20 protein-coding genes are annotated in these 16,178 nt (G+C 66.2%); 14 read left to right on the top strand and 6 right to left on the bottom strand.

From position 1 onward, the window contains the following. The coding region (locus AC07YR_RS10940) for an aldo/keto reductase (RefSeq protein WP_494733951.1) at positions 1-811 on the bottom strand (811 nt) is incomplete at its 3' end. Between the two features lie 187 nt (positions 812-998). Between AC07YR_RS10940 and AC07YR_RS10935 the strand changes: the two genes are divergently transcribed. Next, the gene (locus tag AC07YR_RS10935) at positions 999-1,895 is read left to right on the top strand and encodes a helix-turn-helix transcriptional regulator (protein WP_494733950.1); all 897 of its coding nucleotides are present in this window, start codon (positions 999-1,001) and stop codon (positions 1,893-1,895) included. A gap of 86 nt (positions 1,896-1,981) precedes the next feature. Next, positions 1,982-2,179 (top strand): hypothetical protein, encoded by a 198-nt coding sequence (locus AC07YR_RS10930; protein WP_436056413.1) that lies wholly within the window; start codon positions 1,982-1,984, stop codon positions 2,177-2,179. A gap of 10 nt (positions 2,180-2,189) precedes the next feature. Here AC07YR_RS10930 and AC07YR_RS10925 read toward each other — a convergent pair whose 3' ends face one another. Together AC07YR_RS10925 and AC07YR_RS10920 are read right to left on the bottom strand one after the other, a co-directional pair. Beyond that, positions 2,190-2,399, bottom strand: coding sequence for a dodecin (locus AC07YR_RS10925; protein WP_028270601.1), 210 nt, complete (start codon positions 2,397-2,399; stop codon positions 2,190-2,192). Positions 2,400-2,476: 77 nt separating this feature from the next. After that, positions 2,477-3,421: an SGNH/GDSL hydrolase family protein gene (locus tag AC07YR_RS10920; protein WP_235505824.1), complete on the bottom strand. Its 945-nt coding sequence runs from the start codon at positions 3,419-3,421 to the stop codon at positions 2,477-2,479. A 111-nt stretch (positions 3,422-3,532) separates the two neighbouring features. Between AC07YR_RS10920 and AC07YR_RS10915 the strand changes: the two genes are divergently transcribed. After that, positions 3,533-3,790 carry a metal-sensitive transcriptional regulator gene (locus tag AC07YR_RS10915; RefSeq protein ID WP_055801628.1) on the top strand — a complete coding sequence of 86 codons (258 nt, stop codon included), beginning with the start codon at positions 3,533-3,535 and terminating at the stop codon, positions 3,788-3,790. Here the strand turns inward: AC07YR_RS10915 and AC07YR_RS10910 are convergent. Further along, complete coding sequence (locus AC07YR_RS10910; protein WP_055801625.1) at positions 3,787-4,497, bottom strand: FadR/GntR family transcriptional regulator; 711 nt, start codon at positions 4,495-4,497, stop codon at positions 3,787-3,789. The genes AC07YR_RS10915 and AC07YR_RS10910 overlap by 4 nt on opposite strands. 152 nt (positions 4,498-4,649) lie before the next feature. Between AC07YR_RS10910 and AC07YR_RS10905 the strand changes: the two genes are divergently transcribed. From AC07YR_RS10905 to AC07YR_RS10875, 7 genes are all read left to right on the top strand, one after another. Next, complete coding sequence (locus AC07YR_RS10905; RefSeq protein ID WP_494733949.1) at positions 4,650-6,161, top strand: four-carbon acid sugar kinase family protein; 1,512 nt, start codon at positions 4,650-4,652, stop codon at positions 6,159-6,161. Between the two features lie 29 nt (positions 6,162-6,190). Next, positions 6,191-7,090: an NAD(P)-dependent oxidoreductase gene (locus AC07YR_RS10900; protein WP_436056415.1), complete on the top strand. Its 900-nt coding sequence runs from the start codon at positions 6,191-6,193 to the stop codon at positions 7,088-7,090. Positions 7,091-7,185: 95 nt separating this feature from the next. Beyond that, positions 7,186-8,652 (top strand): GntP family transporter, encoded by a 1,467-nt coding sequence (locus tag AC07YR_RS10895; RefSeq protein ID WP_055801618.1) that lies wholly within the window; start codon positions 7,186-7,188, stop codon positions 8,650-8,652. Next, complete coding sequence (locus tag AC07YR_RS10890; RefSeq protein WP_436056416.1) at positions 8,652-9,548, top strand: class II fructose-bisphosphate aldolase; 897 nt, start codon at positions 8,652-8,654, stop codon at positions 9,546-9,548. The genes AC07YR_RS10895 and AC07YR_RS10890 overlap by 1 nt, the downstream gene beginning before the upstream one ends. 42 nt (positions 9,549-9,590) lie before the next feature. Beyond that, positions 9,591-9,983 carry a DUF1304 domain-containing protein gene (locus AC07YR_RS10885; RefSeq protein WP_055801613.1) on the top strand — a complete coding sequence of 131 codons (393 nt, stop codon included), beginning with the start codon at positions 9,591-9,593 and terminating at the stop codon, positions 9,981-9,983. Positions 9,984-10,088: 105 nt separating this feature from the next. Next, positions 10,089-11,429 (top strand): acyltransferase family protein, encoded by a 1,341-nt coding sequence (locus AC07YR_RS10880; protein ID WP_494733948.1) that lies wholly within the window; start codon positions 10,089-10,091, stop codon positions 11,427-11,429. Further along, positions 11,426-11,782, top strand: a complete 357-nt coding sequence (locus AC07YR_RS10875) for a GNAT family N-acetyltransferase (RefSeq protein ID WP_055801607.1) — start codon at positions 11,426-11,428, stop codon at positions 11,780-11,782. The genes AC07YR_RS10880 and AC07YR_RS10875 overlap by 4 nt, the downstream gene beginning before the upstream one ends. Before the next feature lie 39 nt (positions 11,783-11,821). Here the strand turns inward: AC07YR_RS10875 and AC07YR_RS10870 are convergent, their stop codons facing one another. Next, positions 11,822-12,013, bottom strand: a complete 192-nt coding sequence (locus tag AC07YR_RS10870; RefSeq protein WP_055801605.1) for an ANTAR domain-containing protein — start codon at positions 12,011-12,013, stop codon at positions 11,822-11,824. 43 nt (positions 12,014-12,056) lie between these two features. Then, on the bottom strand, positions 12,057-12,383 hold the full coding sequence (locus tag AC07YR_RS10865; protein ID WP_494733947.1) for a hypothetical protein: 327 nt from the start codon (positions 12,381-12,383) through the stop codon (positions 12,057-12,059). Between the two features lie 128 nt (positions 12,384-12,511). Between AC07YR_RS10865 and AC07YR_RS10860 the strand changes: the two genes are divergently transcribed. The 4 genes from AC07YR_RS10860 to AC07YR_RS10845 all read left to right on the top strand — a co-directional run bounded on the left by AC07YR_RS10860 (position 12,512) and on the right by AC07YR_RS10845 (position 16,102). Continuing rightward, entirely contained in the window at positions 12,512-13,195 is a 684-nt protein-coding gene (locus AC07YR_RS10860) for a hypothetical protein (RefSeq protein WP_494733946.1), read from the top strand. A 176-nt stretch (positions 13,196-13,371) separates the two neighbouring features. Continuing rightward, positions 13,372-15,342, top strand: coding sequence for a glycosyltransferase family 2 protein (locus AC07YR_RS10855; protein WP_494733945.1), 1,971 nt, complete (start codon positions 13,372-13,374; stop codon positions 15,340-15,342). Continuing rightward, positions 15,339-15,668 (top strand): STAS domain-containing protein, encoded by a 330-nt coding sequence (locus AC07YR_RS10850; RefSeq protein WP_055801594.1) that lies wholly within the window; start codon positions 15,339-15,341, stop codon positions 15,666-15,668. Before AC07YR_RS10855 ends, AC07YR_RS10850 begins: the two co-directional genes overlap by 4 nt. Continuing rightward, positions 15,668-16,102 (top strand): ATP-binding protein, encoded by a 435-nt coding sequence (locus AC07YR_RS10845; protein ID WP_055801591.1) that lies wholly within the window; start codon positions 15,668-15,670, stop codon positions 16,100-16,102. Before AC07YR_RS10850 ends, AC07YR_RS10845 begins: the two co-directional genes overlap by 1 nt. The last annotated feature ends 76 nt before the right edge of the window (positions 16,103-16,178 follow it).

Genomic DNA, 16,178 nt, shown 5'->3' with positions numbered 1-16,178 from the left:
CCCCCCCCCCCCCCCCCGACTCCAGCGCGGTGATTTCGCTGAGTTCGGCGGCGGAAAGTTCGACGGCGACGGCACCCAGGTTTTCCCGCATGCGCTGCGAGTCGGCTGACTTGGGGATGACGATGGTGCCCTGGGCGAGGTGCCACGCCAGCACGATCTGGGCGGGAGTGGCGTCGTGTGTGCCGGCGAGGTCCTTCACAGCCGCTGCATTCAGGTCCGCGCCCTGGCCGAGCGGGCTGTATGCCTCCACCGCGATGCCGAGTTCCCTGCACTTGGCGGCCAGTTCCTGCTGCTGGAAGGTGGGGTGGCTTTCGAACTGGTTCACCGCCGGGACCACGTCCGCGGCCGGGAGGAGCGTGTCCAGGTGTTCCGGGAGGAAGTTGGACACGCCGATGGCGCGGATCTGGCTGTTGGCGTAGAGCTTTTCCATCGCCTTCCAGGCGTCGGTGAAAAGCCCTTGGGACGGCACCGGCCAGTGGATCAGGTAGAGGTCCACGAACTCGACGCCGAGAGCCTTGCGGCTGTTCTGGAACGCCTCGTGCGCGTTGCCCTGTTCGCCGTTGCGGAGCTTGGTGGTGATGAAGATGTCTTCGCGGGGAATGCCCGAGGCGGCGATGGCAGCGCCGACTCCTGCTTCGTTCCGGTACGCGGCAGCGGTATCAATGTGGCGGTAGCCCGCTTCCAAGGCATCTTCAACGATGCGCTGCGTTTCTTCCGGCGGAACCTGGAACACGCCGAAGCCGAGTTGCGGGATCCGGACTCCGTTGTTGAGGGTCAGTTGCGGAATGGTGTTTTGGTTCGTCTGGGACATCGTCAGTTTCTTCCGGTCGTGGGGATCGTCGAAGGGGGTGGGAAACCGCTTTCGTACTGGCTAGGCTTCGAGCCTATGCACTTTGCCTGGCCGTGTCAGCAGGGATGCCTGTTCCTGTTTTTCCTAGGACTGGCAGTCCTACGTTCGTTGTAGAACGGAGGCTTGCGGGCCGTGCACAATGGAAGGCATGGGTCAGAGCGCCGAGTTTGGAAAATTCCTGAAGGCCATGAGGTCGCGGCTGAAGCCGGAGGACGCCGGGCTGGCCGGAACCTCCGGTGCCCGGCGGGTTCCCGGGCTGCGCCGCGAGGAGATAGCGCGGCTGGCGGATGTGAGCACGGACTACTACACACGCCTGGAGCAGGGCCGCAACATCCACCCGTCCAGGGCAGTGCTTGATTCAGTGGCGCGTGCGCTGCGCCTCGATTCCAGCGAGCAGGCGCACATGATGGATCTCCTGGAGAACTGTGCGGCCTCGCAGGGTTCTCCCCTCCCGGTCCAGAGTGTCCGCCCGGCGCTGCGCCAGCTCCTGGACGCGGTGGGTGACGTTCCCGCGCTGGTCCTCGGCCGCCGGAGTGACGTCCTGGCCGGCAACAGGCTGGCCTTCCTGCTGTTTGCCGATTTCCCGGCCATGCCTGCGGGGGAGCGCAACCTGACACGCTGGCTGATGCTCGATCCGCGTACCCGTGAGTTGTTCCGTGACTGGAAGGCAGTGGCTTCAGACGCGGTGGGCGCCCTGCGCGGGGACGTTGGCCGCCATCCCAACGATCCCCAGGCCAATCAACTGGTGGGCGAACTCGCGGTGCACAGCGAACACTTCCGGCAGTGGTGGGCCGGACACCGTGTCGCCGCTCCGTCGGCGGGCAGCGTACGTCTCCGCCATCCTGCGGTGGGAGACCTGGAACTGAACTTTGAAAACCTGGTGCTTCCGGATGATCCGGACCAGGTCCTGCGGGTGTTTTCCGCGAAGCCGGGGTCGCCGTCGGCCGATTCATTGACGCTGCTGGGCAGCTTCGGTGCCGGCATGGACAGCGTGGCCGCCAGCCCGGCCGATGCGGCTGTGCAGCTGCCACATGAGCCCGTCTGATTCTGGGCAAACGCCCATTGGGGAGCGCATCGGGTTTTCCTAGCCTTGGGGTAGACCTTTTTCACTACCAAGGATGGGATTCAACGATGAAGCGCATTGCACTGCTCCGCGAACGAGTGGCCACCGCCGGGGCCACAGGAACCCACTGCCCGGCTTCCGGACTGTGGGCCCCTGTGGACGCACCGCATGATGGTCAAACCTTCTTCGAAGGACACGTTTTTCCGTCCTACAACGGCTCGCCCACCGTCTGGCGGCGGGTCACGGCAGGGGACACGTCCCGCTGAAACTCCGGGGTTAGCGCTCCAGGCGGAACCCCAGTTTGATGGTCACCTGCCAGTCGGCCACTTTCCCGTCTTCCAGGTGCCCGCGGATTTCCTTGACTTCGAACCAGTCCAGGTTGCGGAGGGTCTTCGCGGCCTCGGCGATCCCGTTGCGGACGGCAGCGTCCACGCCCTCGCTTGAAGTTCCGACAATTTCAGAAATGCTGTAGGTGTGATTCGACAACTTCGCTCCTCATAATCTCCATTGACACCCGGAACTGCGGGCCGTCCCTGCAGATTAGCGGACGCGCGGCGGCGCGACTAGGGTTTCGCGGGCATCGGACCAGTGGGGAACGGGCCTGCGCGAAGCGGCCCGTGCGCCATGCCCGGGCCGAACACGGGGCCGGGTTCCGGTCGTTTGGCTGTCAGGCCCAGGTTTGCGGGACGTTGCCGCACCCGCCGCACCACCCACGGGAACAGGTAATCCTTGGCCCAGACCAGGTCGCTGCTCCTGGCCTGGCGCCAGCTGCCGACGGGCAGCACCTTGGGTTCCAGCGGTTTCAGGGTGTGCGGGACGTTCAGTGTCTCCAGCACCATGGCCGCGATGGTGTGATGGCCCAGCGGGGAGAAATGGAGGCGGTCCGGATCCCACATGTGCGGAGCCGCCAACTGGCGCAGGCTCCAGAGGTCGGCCACCACGCCGTCATGCCGGGCCGCAATGGTGCGCATGTTTTCGTTGAAGATGGCCACCTTGCCGCGGATGCGTCCGAACACCGGCGTGCTTCCCCAGTCCGGACCGGTGAAGAGCACCACCGTTGCTCCGGTGGCGCTGAGGAGCGCTATTGCCGGCTCCAGCCTCTCCGCCAGCCTGTCCGGATCACTGCCGCGGAACACGATGTCATTGCCGCCCGCGGAGAGTGTGACCAGGTCCGGCTTGAGCTCGAGGGCCGGCCCCAGCTGGTCATCCACGATCTGCTGGAGGAGGCGGCCCCTGACGGCCAGGTTGGCGTAGGCGAAGTCCTGGTGGCCCAGGCTCAGCTCTTCTGCGACCCGGTCCGCCCAGCCGCGCACACCTCCGGGGCTCCGCGGCTCCGGATCGCCATACCCCTCGGTAAACGAATCTCCCAGTGCCACGTATCGGTTCCAGGGGTGCGGAGCCGGAGTGCTCGCCGCGGGGGGTGTCCGCGACGGTCCAGGAATGCTGAACGTACTCACGTTCCCATGGTGACCCCGTCCGGGACCCGAAAACAGGGCCGAAGGTCGCATTTCGGCAGGCGCTGCGGCGGCCGTCAGCGGATGTGATTCCTATTGCATTAGCAGCAGAAAATACCAAGGGGGGTATATCATGGAGGGAGTCCTAGAGCCACGGAGGAAGCAATGGAACTCGATCCCGCCGACATGAAGCCGGTCATCAACCGCCTGCGCCGCGCCCAGGGGCAGCTTGCTGCCGTCACGCGGATGATTGAAGAGGGCCGCGACTGCAAGAGCGTGGTCACCCAGCTGGCCGCTGTATCCAGCGCCCTGGACCGGGCCGGGTTCTCCATCATCGCCACGGGCCTGCAGCAGTGCATGCAGCAGGAAGACCCCAGCCTTGACAAAGCCGAGCTTGAGAAGCTCTTCCTCTCGCTTGCCTAGGCGGTTTTAGCCTCAAGCACGTAAGACTTCAGGTCATCGAGCGTCTGCTGCATATGGGCGTCCATGGCGCTGCGGGAGCGTGCGGCGTCGCGTGACTCCAATGCCTCGGCAATGGCCTGGTGGTGCCCGATGGCATGCTCCTGGATGTCCCGGAACTTGGACGTTTCGGTCCGCCGCTTCTCCAGGACACGGTGCAGCGGCTCAAACAGGACGGCGACAAAAACGTTCTCCGAGGCGCGGAGGATGACGTCGTGGAACGCGAGGTCGGCTTCCACGAAACCCGGCAGGTCGTCTGAGCCGTGGGCCTTGCGCATGGCCGCCACATAGCCGTGCAGAATCCCGATGTCCGCGTCGCTGATGCGGCCCGCCGCCAGTTCGCATGCGCCCGTTTCCAGCATCCGGCGGAGCTCGATCAGCTGGATGGCGGCGGAGGCATCATTCACGCCCTCTGACGCTGCGCGGAGCACTGCTTCCAGGGAGGCCCAGCGGTTGAGCGGGTTGACGAACGTGCCCCGCCCCCGCTCCACGCTCAGGATGCGCTGCGCTTCGAGCGTCTTCATGGCTTCCCGCACGGTCATACGGCTGACCTCGTGCTTCGCGCTGAGCTCCAGCTCGCCCGGGACGCTGGAGCCGGGGGGAAACTCGCCGGCAATGATCCGGTCCAGGAGCTCGTCGGCCACCACGCCGACCAGTGATTTACGTGCCAATTTTCCCCCGTTCAGCGGTGAGCGACGATTTGTCCGACAAGTCTACTTGCGCGTCCCTGTGCCTTGTGCCACACTAGCATTCAAATGTTAGATGTCTGACATCTTACAAATACCTAACCGCAGCAGAGATTTCATACACAACGGAGTGCAAAATGCCCCTTGAAGCAGATGTACTGGCAGCCTTCCCGGCAGAGGTCCAGATTCCCGCTGAGCTGGTTGCCGACGCTGTCGCGGCGTCTTCGGCAGCCTCCCCCCGCGTGCTTGTAGTGCTCGACGACGACCCCACCGGCACGCAGTCCGTTGCGGACCTGCCCGTGCTCACCCGCTGGGACGTTGCCGACTTCACCTGGGCCTTCTCCCACATTCGGGAAAACAGCCTCAAGTCCGCCGTCTACGTCCTGACCAACACCCGCAGCCTGGACCCGGCCGAGGCCGCCGCACGGAACGAAGAAATCGTCCGCAACGCGCTGGCCGCAGCAGGGAACACAGCCGGCGCCGCCGAAGGACAAGCGCTGCGCCTCGGTTTTGTCAGCCGCAGCGACTCCACCCTCCGCGGCCACTACCCGCTGGAACCTGATGTCATCGCCGCCACCGTGGCTGCCGAGACCGGCGAGGCCACCGACGGCGTAGTGATCGTTCCGGCATTCCCCGACGCCGGCCGCGTCACCATCGGCGGCGTGCACTACATGCGCGGCACCGGGGCAGACGCCGGCACGCTCACCCCCGTGGCCGAGACTGAATTCGCCAAGGACGCAAGCTTCGGGTTCGCCAACTCCGAGATGGCCAAGTATGTCGAGGAGAAGTCGAAGGGCCGGTTCGCCGCTGACTCCGTGATTGTCCTGGACCTCAATATCATCCGTGCCGGTGCTGCCGCCGCGGACCCTGCCATCTCCGCCAAGGCCATCGCGGACGCCATCGAATCCGCCACCGATTCGACGCCGATTGTGGCCGACATCGTCACCGAGAATGACTTCCGCGCCCTGGCCCTCGGCCTGGAAGAAGCAGAACGCCGCGGCAAGAAGCTCCTCTACCGCGTGGGGCCTCCCTTCGTCCGTGGCCGCATCGGCCAGGAAATCCGCGCACAGCTCAGCGGTGAAGAGGCCTACGCCGGCAATACGCCGTCGGAAGCCGGCGGGCTCATCGTGGTGGGCTCCCACGTCGGTGTTACCACCCGCCAGCTCAAGGCACTCACCGAGCAGCACAGCGCCGCACGCATCGTGGAGATCGACGTCGAGAAGCTGCTTGGCGGCAGCGCTGCCAGCTACCTGGACGAAACAGTGGACACGGTGGTGGAGTCGCTGCGCACCGGCGATGTCATCGTGCACACCAGCCGCCTCCTTATCAAGACCGACGACGCCGCCGAAAGCCTGCGGATCGCACGCACCGTGTCTGCCGCCGTCGTGGCCGTCGTCAACCGCACGCTCAAGACGTTCCCGCCGCGCTTTGTGATCGCGAAGGGCGGCATTACGTCCTCGGACGTCGCCGCGCACGGCCTGGAAATCCGCCACGCGATCGTCCGCGGGCCCATGCTCCCGGGCATCGTCAGCCTGTGGGAGCCGGTGGACGGCCCTGCCAAGGGCATCCCGTACATCGTCTTCGCCGGCAACGTGGGAGACGACCAGTCCCTCGCCGACGTCACGCGCAAGCTCAGCAACACCTTCTGAATCCCGACATAATTTCAATGGAGAACACCATGACCAGCAGCTACACCATCACCGTCCTGGGCCTCGGCGCCATGGGCCTGCCCATGGCCACCCGCCTGGCCAGCCAGCTCACCGTCCACGGCTTCGACATCGCCGAGCCGCGCCTGAAGCTCGCCGCGGAAGCCGGGATCCGCACGTTCGATTCCGCCCGCGAAGCCTCCGAAGGCGCCGACGCGCTCCTCCTGGCCGTGCGCAACGGCGAGCAGCTCAACGATGTCCTCTTCGGCGAAAACGGCGTGGCCTCCGTACTCAAGCCGGGCGCCGTCGTGATCCTCGGCAGCACCGTGGGCACCGAGGCCATCCCGGCCACCGTTGACCGACTGGCCGAATACGGTGTCGAGCTCGTCGATGCGCCGCTTTCCGGCGGCCCGAAGCGCGCCGGCGAAGGCGACCTCCTGATCGTGGTGGGCGCCTCGCCCGAGGCCCAGGAAAAGGCCCGCCCGGCACTGGAACTGCTGGCCTCCACCCTCACCGTGGTGGGCGACAAGCCCGGCGACGGCCAGGCGCTCAAGACTGTCAATCAGCTGCTCTGCGGCGTCCACATCGCAGCTGCCGCCGAAGCCCTGGCCCTGGCCGACGCCCTCGGCCTGGACCAGGAAAAGACCCTCAAAGCCCTCGAAGCCGGTGCAGCGGGCTCCTTCATGCTCTCCAACCGCGGCCCGCGCATCCTCGAGGCCTACAACGAGGAAGGTGCCGAGGTGCTCAGCCGCCTGGACATCTTCGTCAAGGACATGGGCATCGTGGGCAAGGCCACCCGTGCCGCCGGCCTGGCCGCCCCCGTTGCCGCTGCAGCCGAGCAGCTCTACCTCCTGGGCCAGGCCCAGGGCCTCGCCGCGGCCGACGACTCCGCCGTCATCAAGGTTGTCGCCCCCACGAAGCGCACCGCATAATCCCCACCTAAAGCCCGACGACGGCGGTCCCCCCTCCGTCGTCGTCGAACCACCTCGCCAGGCGCTGCCGGCGACGTCAAAGGAGACAATTCCCCATGAACCCCCTGATGAACTCATTGATGGTGCGGGCCGCTGATGCCCCCGCCATCAAGCCGGCCGTGGAGCTGGGCACTCCACTGCTGCTGACCATCGCCGCTCTCGGCATCGCACTCCTGCTGGTCATGATCATCCGCTTCAAGATCCAGGCCTTCGTGGCACTGCTGACGGTCAGCATCCTGGTGGCCGTCGCGTCGCAGATTCCGTTGAAGGACGTCTTCACCGTCGTGGCCACCGGTGTCGGCGGCACCATGGGCAAAGTGGCACTGCTGATTGCCCTGGGCGCCATCCTGGGCCGGATGATCGAGGTGTCCGGCGGCGTCCAGTCGCTGGCCTCCCACTTCACCGAGAAGCTCGGTGCCAAGCGCGTGGCAGTGGCGCTCACCGCCGTCGGCTTCCTGGTGGCCATTCCGGTGTTCTTCGAGGTCGGCGTGATCGTCCTGGTGCCGATCGTCTACGCGTTCTCCAAGATCGCCAAGGTCCACCCGGTGAAGTTCGGCCTGCCCATGGCCGGCATCATGCTGTCCATCCACGTCGCCGTGCCGCCGCACCCGGGCATCGTCGCCGGGGCAGGTGTCTTCGGAGCCGACATCGGGCTCATCACGCTGATCTCCCTGCTCATCTGCATCCCGCTCGGCTTCCTGTCCTACTGGGTTGCCAGCATCATGAACCGCAAGGAATACGAACTCCTCCCCAGCGTCAAAGCACAGGTTGACGAGTTCGGTTCCGCTTCCCTGGTGCACGTGGGCCACGACGGCCCCGGAGCCCAGGCTGTTGCCCCGCCCCGCCCCGGCCTGATCATCTTCCTCATCGCCGCACCCATCGTCCAGATCCTCCTCGGCACCGTGGGCACCCTGACCATCAGCAAGGACAACTTCTGGTACGGCGTGGCCGCGTTCGTCGGCAATCCGTTCCTTGCCCTGCTCGTGGCCGTTGGCCTGTCGTTCTTCCTGCTGGCGGTCCGCCGCAACTGGTCGCTGCGCGAAACCGGCGAGATCTTCGAAGGCGCACTGCCTCCCATCGCCTCCATCCTGATGGTTGTTGCCGCCGGCGGCGTGTTCGGCGAGGTGCTGCGCACCTCCGGCATCGGCGCGGCACTCTCGCAGACCCTGGACCACCTCGGCCTGCCGCTGATCGTCCTCGGCTTCATCATTTCCCTGGCGCTCCGTGCAGCGCAGGGCTCCGCAACGGTGGCCATCGTCACCACTGCCGGCCTGCTCACCTCGGCCGTGGCTGAAGGCGGCTACTCGCCCGCCCAGATCGCCGTGCTGGTCATCGCGATCGGCTTCGGCTCCCTGGGCCTGTCCCACGTGACCGACGCCGGCTTCTGGACCGTGGTGCGGTACTACGGACTCACCGTATCCGACGGCCTCCGCACGTGGACCGTCCTCACCACCATCCTGGGCCTGGCCGGCTTCGCCCTGACCTTTGTCGCCTGGATCCTGGTGGGAGGCCTGAGCGCCTGATGCGTGCCCGACTCGACCACCTGGTGGGTTCGGCCCTGCAGCAGGGCGCCGCTGTCCCGGCCTTCACCTGCTACGACTTCACGACTGCCCTGGCCGTGGTGGAGGCTGCGGAAGAGGCCGGCCGCGGAGCCATCCTGCTGGTTGCTCCCAAGACCGCCGGCACCCCCAACGGGCTGCGCCTTATCAGCGCGCTCCGCGGCCTGGCCGACTCTGCCGGCGTTCCGATTGCCGTGCAGCTGGACCACGCCTCCGATCTTCGGGTGATCGCCGACGCCGTCGCAGCGGGGGCGGACTCGGTCCTCGCCGACGGTTCGTCGTTGCCCTACGAGGACAACATTGCGCTTGTCCGCGAGGCGCGCGCCGTGCTGGCCGCGCAAGGCCACGCCGACGTCGTGATTGAAGCGGAACTGGGCGGGCTCGCCGGCGACGAGGACCGCGCCTTCGGTGCCGACGCAACCGGCCCGTTGACGGACGGCGCCGGCGACGCCACAGGAGCCGGCACCGCCGGGCTGACCGACTCTGCCCAGGTGGAGGACTTCGTAGCCCGCACCGGCGCCCAGCTGCTGGCAGTGGCCGTTGGCAATGTGCACGGCAAGTACAAGGGGGAGCCGCAACTGCGGTGGGACGTGCTGCAGGACATCGCAGTGCGCACCCACATTCCGCTGGTGCTGCACGGCGCCTCCGGCATCCCGGCCGAAGAGCTGGTCAAGGCCGCCGCCATGAACGTGGGCAAGGTGAACTTCAACACCGAACTCCGCACCGGCGTGCTGGCCACGCTGGAAGCCGAAACCGGTCCGCACCGTGCCGACGGCGAGAACCTCCAGGGACTGCTCGGAAAGTGGAACGCCTCGGCCAAGGACTTCGCCGCCGGCGCTCTGTCCACCCTCACCAAGTAGCGGAACAGCAAGACTCCCAACGGGGGAGGCTAGGATCGAGCCATGATCCCGGCCTCCCTCGTTTTCGCGTTTGTTGCGGCCCTGCTGCACGTCTACATCTTCACCATGGAGTCCGTCACCTGGACCCGGCCGGCCACCTGGAAGCGCTTCGGGGTCGCGTCACAGGCCGACGCCGAGACCACCCGTCCGCTGGCCTACAACCAGGGCTTCTACAACCTGTTCCTGGCCGTCGGCGCCCTGATCGGCGCGGGCGCGGTTCTCCTCGGCCAGCCGGTGGTCGGCTGGACCCTCATCTTCGCGTCCTGCGGGTCCATGCTGCTGGCGGCCGCCGTTCTCGCCCTGACCGGCCGGAAGTACCTCCGCGCGGCCGCCATGCAAGGAACGACGCCGCTGCTCGCCGTCGTCCTCGGCCTCCTGGGGCTGCTGCTCGGCTAAGCCCGCTGACCGGGTGCCGGAGCAGGGCAGCTTCTGGTCCTTGACGGGCGCCCGGCGGACAATGGAGAGTACGCAGGGAATCGTTCCGCGTCGGTAGGGAGCGCAATGGGTGTTCCGCAGCAGCCGCAGCAGGCAGGCACAGGGCAGGTCATGCCCGCACCGGACCGCGACGCTGTGATCGACCTTGCCCGCTTCTTTTGCCTGGCCCTCGTAGTGGTGGGACACACCATGATGGTCAGCCCCGTGCTACACCCTGACGGCACGGTAACCACCGAAAACACCCTCGCGCTGCAGGACTGGTTCGAGCCGATCATCTGGATCTTCATGGTGATGCCGCTCTTCTTCGTTGCCGGCGGCATTACCGGGCTGCAGTCCTGGCGGCGGCTCAAGGCCCGCGGCGGCAGCGGACTGGAGTTCGCCCAGGCCCGGCTGCTGCGCCTCATCCGGCCCGCCGCCGCCCTGCTGGCCGTGATGTTCGCCGGGCTGTGGGCGGCACGGCTGTTCGGCGTGGAACCGCAGGTGGTGGAGCTGATCGTCACCGGCGCCGGGATGCCGCTCTGGTTCCTGGCCGCATACCTGGCCGCCCAGCTGAACATCCCCCTGCTGGCGGCGCTCCATGACCGCGCACCCTGGCTGTCACTGGCCGGCCTCGCCGCGCTGGTAGTTGCAGTCGACTGCTTCCGCGGTGCCCTGCCGCTGCTGGCGTACGCCAACATCCTCTTCCTGTGGTGCGCCGTTCAGCAGCTGGGGTTCGTGCTGGCCGATGCCCCCGGAGGGAAGCCCCGCGCCTCCACGCTGGTGGGCGTCATTATCGCCAGCAACCTCGTGCTGGGGCTGGTGACGGGCCTGGGGCTGTACCGCGGCAACATGCTGGTGAACCTGAACCCGCCCAATTTCTGCCTGCTGCTCCTTGGCACGGCCCAGGCCGCGGCGCTCCAGCTCTCCCGGCCGATGCTCACAGGTGCGGCCTCGGCCCGATGGGTGCGGGCGGTGGTGGGGCTGGCCGGACGGCGCGCCATGACCGTTTACCTGTGGCACCTGCCACTGCTGGCAGCCATGTCCGGGCTGCTCCTGCTCACCGATTTCCCCAAGCCGTTGGCGGGGACCGCGGCATGGTGGTGGTCGCGTCCGCTGGTCCTGCTGGGCATCATCGCGCTCCTGCTCCCGGTGCTGGCGGTGTTCGGGCGGCTGGAAGAACGTCCGACGGCGTCTGTCCACTCCCGCCGCCGGCCTCCCGCCGCGGTGGTGACCGCCGTCGTCGTCGTTTATATACCGGTGGCCGACGCCGCGCTCAACGGGCTGACGCTCGCCCTGCTGGGCGGGGGAGCGGCGTGCTTCGCCCTGGCAGTGCTCCTTCTCGGCCGGATTCCACTGCGTCCACCCGCGCCGGGAGGCCGCAGCGGGCCATTGCCACAAGCGCCTTTAAGTGCCAATGTCGAACCATGACGGAGAACACCGTATCCACCGAAGACACGTTCAGTCCGGACGTCACGACCATCCGGAATGATGAGCTGCACCGCTACGAACTGCGTGTCGGCGGGAAGCTGGCGGTCGAGTCGCGCTTCGTCGACAGACCCGGGCACGTGGACTTCATCCACACCGACACTGCGGCGGATTTCAAGGGACAGGGGCTGGCAAAGGTGCTGGCCCATTTCGCCCTCGATGACGTGGTGTCCGCAGGGAAGCGGATCATCCCGCACTGCCCCTTCATCTATGGCTACCTGAAGAAGCACGACGCCTACGAACAGTTCATCGACTGGCCCGAGCACCCGCCAACGGACGAAGTGACCGCGTCCTAGCACGCCCTGGCGTTGCAGGCCCGCCCGGGGAGGGCGAGCTTAGTCGTCGAAGTGGGTGGACGGTGCCCCCGGCGCGAACGACGCCACGAGCTTATCCGCCACGTCCCGAAGCTTCAGGTTCCGGCCGCTGGAAGCCTTCGTGAGGATGGCCATCGCTTCCGCCTGTGAACACCGGTTCTGGCCCATGATGATGCCGGCGGCCAGGTCACCCGGTGGCCGGAATACGGCCACGCCATCGCCTCGCTGGGACAGTTCAGCGTACTCGGAGTACCGCTCACGCTCGACGCCGGCGCCTGTCAGTGCGGGTGTCCCGGACCAGCACCGTGGTGCCGGTCGTCATCGCATGGAGGCACGGGCCTTCGCCGAAGCTGTGCTGGATCTCATCAAAAAGGCGGGCCTCAGGGTTGCTCCAGGCCGCCGTCGTGGTCCGGCGGCGCCGGCTCAGTGTCACGGCGCAGGAAACGTCCCGGCCGAGGGTGCGCGAGAGCGCGGCAGCTGAAAGCTCACAGAGCTCCGTAAGGAACCCGTTGACGTCCTCGCTGCCTATGACGAGATCCTGCAGCTGTTCGGCCACGGATGTGTCCAGCGTGATCTCGTCCATCCCCCAAGTCTGGGTCTGGTGGGAAGTGAAAGACCCGGCACGGAGGGCAGCTTGTGGCCCGGGCAACTATTTCGTATGGTTTAGGTGAGTTATGAAGCTGGCTCTTGGATGTCTCTGTGGGAGAAGCCTTGAACCATAAACTGCGTGTGCTGGTCCGTGTGGACGTTGATCCCGGACGAGTGACCCTGGAAGTCTCGGGCTGCCTGACCCAGACCAACTATCCCGTCCTGCTGCACATCATGCGCCGCGGGCGGCGCCTCTCCCCGGAGCAGGACATCACAGTGGACCTCCACAATGCTTCCCATCTGGATCCCGAGGTCCTGATGTACCTGCGCCACATCGCCGGACGCAAGGTTGAGGGCGGCGCGAATTCCGGGCACGGCGTGGGCGGCTCCGACGCGTTCCACCTCACTCTCGACGAGCCCGCGGAAGTCCCCATCTGCCTGGAACATGCCGGGCTGGCAGGAGGCGAAGAGGCCACCCTTGACAGCGAAATCAACGCCCTGCTGGATTCAGACGCCACTTCCGGTTTGGGCATCGACGAAAACCTGGCAACAGCCGGGGAACAGCGCACCATCGACTGCCTGGAGCTCGCCGAATACCTTGAGGGGAACCTGGATCCCGCATCCACGGTCCGGGCACTGTCCGACGACGCCCTCGGAAAGCTGGCCGACGCACTGTACCGGCACTTGGACACCCGGAGCCCTTCGTTCGGCGCGCACACCTGGTACGAACTGGCCGCCGAGGAACTTCACCTCCGCCACCTGACGGAGCCCGACGGCCCGTCGCAGGAGGAAGTCGCCGCAGGCTGACGGCCCGGTCCGGCGTCATCAGCCGCCTGGCACCTTAGCCCTTTTCCGGCCGGGCGGATAAGGTTGGACTGACGCAGGATAGTCCACCCTTCCACGCTCCTTTGGTCTCACTTCGGAGCCGGATCCTCACCGGGCGGCTGACTGAACGGACGAGGATCCAGGGGGACAGCCGGGCCATGACACCACGGCAACTGACCATCAGGCTGATTGTTTTGGCTACCGCCATCCTGGGCCTGAACTACATCATTTGGCGTTGGATGGTTTCCATCAACTGGGAAGCCTGGTGGATCGCGATACCGCTGGTCCTGGCGGAGACCTACTCCCTGCTTGACTCCCTGCTTTTCGGCGTCACCATGTGGCGATACAAGCAACGGGACACTCCGCCACCGCCGCCGGCCGGACTCACGGTGGACGTTTTCATCACCACCTATAACGAGCCGTTTGACCTCGTCATGGGAACGGCGCGGGCAGCCAAGAACATTGCCTATCCGCACAGGACCTGGATCCTCGACGACGGCAACCGCGCCGACCTGCGGGCCATCGCCGAGGCGGAGGGCATCGGCTGGATCACCCGGTCCGACGACTGGGCCAACCGTCCCCGGCACGCCAAGGCCGGCAACCTCAACAACGCACTGCTCGCCACGGACGGCGAGTTCATGCTGATCCTTGACGCCGACCAGGTGCCGGACCCGAAGATTCTCGACAACACGCTGGGCTATTTCAACAACCGCAGGATGGCTCTGGTCCAGACCCCGCAGGTGTTTGTGAACGTCCCGCCGAACGATCCGCTGGGCAGCCAGGCGCCGCTTTTTTACGGGCCCATCCAGCAGGGCAAGGACGGCTGGAACGCGGCCTTCTTCTGCGGTTCAAACGCGATCATCCGGCGGGAAGCGCTCATGCAGCTGGGGGTGATGCGCTACGTCTCGGAAACAGAGCTGGCGCTGAACAAGGCGCTCAAGACCGCGGACAAGGTGGTGGCCAAGGCGAGGCGCCAGCTTGGCCCCGGGCAGGAACGGCTGGCGTCCGCGCTCTCCACGTTGGCGACCGACCTGCAGCAGGTCCGGCGCGAGCTCAGCGAGGGGCAGGCCATTGCCGACGTCACCTACCGGTTCCAGGAGCGCGTGGACGCCGTGGCCCGGAACCTGGTGGCGGAAGACTTCGCGGCGCTGCACGCTGAACTTAACTCCATTGAGGGGCTTTCCCGGACCATCGACGTGGACGGTTCCCTCGCCGTCGTCGACGACGTTGCCCTGGACAGGCTCTCCCAGCGCGACTGGTCCCCGCTGGGAGCGGTGGAAACCGTCCGTGTCCTGATCGATTCCGTCAACGCCGAGAAAGCCGGCGAGGCTCAGGCCGTGATGCCGCTGGCTACGATCTCGGTGACAGAGGACATGGCCACCTGCATGCGGCTGCATTCCCTCGGCTGGGAATCGGCCTACCACCACGAACGCCTGGCTGACGGTCTGGCCCCCGAAGACCTCGATTCGATGCTGACGCAGCGGCTCCGGTGGGCCCAGGGCACCATGCAGGTCATGTTCCGGGAAAACCCGTTTATGCAAAAGGGGCTCAGCCTGGCCCAGCGGCTCATGTACCTGGCCACCATGTGGAGCTATTTGTCCGGGTTCGCCGCGGTGGCGTACATAGCCGCTCCCGTCATCTACCTGATCCTCGGGATCCTTCCGGTCCAGTCCCTGAGCAACGAGTTCTTCCTCCGGCTCATCCCGTTCCTGGTGATCAACCAGATCCTGTTCTTGGTGGTGGGACGCGGGGTGAAGACGTGGCGCGGCCAGCAGTACTCGCTGGCGCTTTTCCCCACCTGGATCAAATCCGTCACCTCCGCGTTCGGGAACGTGTTCCTGGGCCGGGACCTGGACTTCCGGGTCACGCCCAAGACACTGCAGGCGCGCAGCCGGCTGCCGTGGCATTTGGTCAGGCCGCAGCTGATAGCCATGGCTGTCCTGGCACTGGCGGCCGTGGTGGGCGTTATCCGGCTGCTGCTCGGCCAAGGGGATCTCCTGGGCAGCTCCGTCAACTTTGTGTGGATAGCCTTCGATCTGCTGATCTTCAGCGTAGTCATCGAAGCTGTCCGCTACCCCGGCTACGATGCCTGGCTGAACAGCAACAAGAAGAAAGAGGGAAATCCATGATCGAATTCAAGAACGAGACGCTGGCCAATGGAGTGGGCGTGATCCGTCCTGTGGGCCGGCTCAATATGGTGTCGGCCCCGCACCTCGGCGCCAACATCGATGCGCTGATCAGCGACGGCACGGTCCGCCTGGTGGTTGACCTTGCCGGCACCGACTTCATTGACTCGTCCGGCCTCGGTGCCCTGATTACCGGGCTGAAGAAGACCCGGCAGGCCGGCGGAGACCTCCGGCTGGCCAACCCCACGGCCCAGATCACGGCGGTCCTGGAAATGACCAACCTCAACAGGGTGCTGCAGCCGGTCGCCTCGGTGGACGGGGCCTATTGATGAGCAGCGAGTTCAGCCTGCGCGCCGCCGCGGTTCCCGAAAGCCTGGAGCTGATCCATAAACTGCTCGAGGACCTCTGTGCAGGTGAACCCGGCATTCAACCCATGGACCGCATCAGGTTCGAAACCGCGCTCATCGAGGTGGCGTCCAACATCATCGAGCACTCCCGCCCGGCCGGCACGGACCCCGTCCGGTTTGTCCTGGCTGTGGAATGCGAACCTGAGCGGCTCTTTGCCGAATTCACGGACAACGCCCGGCCTGCCGGCATCGACCTCACGGCCGCCGAACTGCCGGATGACATGTCCGGGAGCGGCCGCGGACTTGCCCTCGCCAAGGTGGCGTTGGACCAGTTTTCCTACGCCAAGGAGGACGGCGGGAACCGCTGGACACTGCTTTGCCGGCGCAAGTCGACGGCGGACACCGCCACGCACTGAACCGGCCACCAACATGCACTGAGCGGCGAATCTTGCCTCAATCGCCGCCCGGGCGACAGTCAATGACGCTCCATTG

The organism is Arthrobacter sp. GW460-12-1-14-TSB2, assembly GCF_059423525.1.
This window is presented reverse-complemented; position numbering and strand designations above follow the sequence as displayed.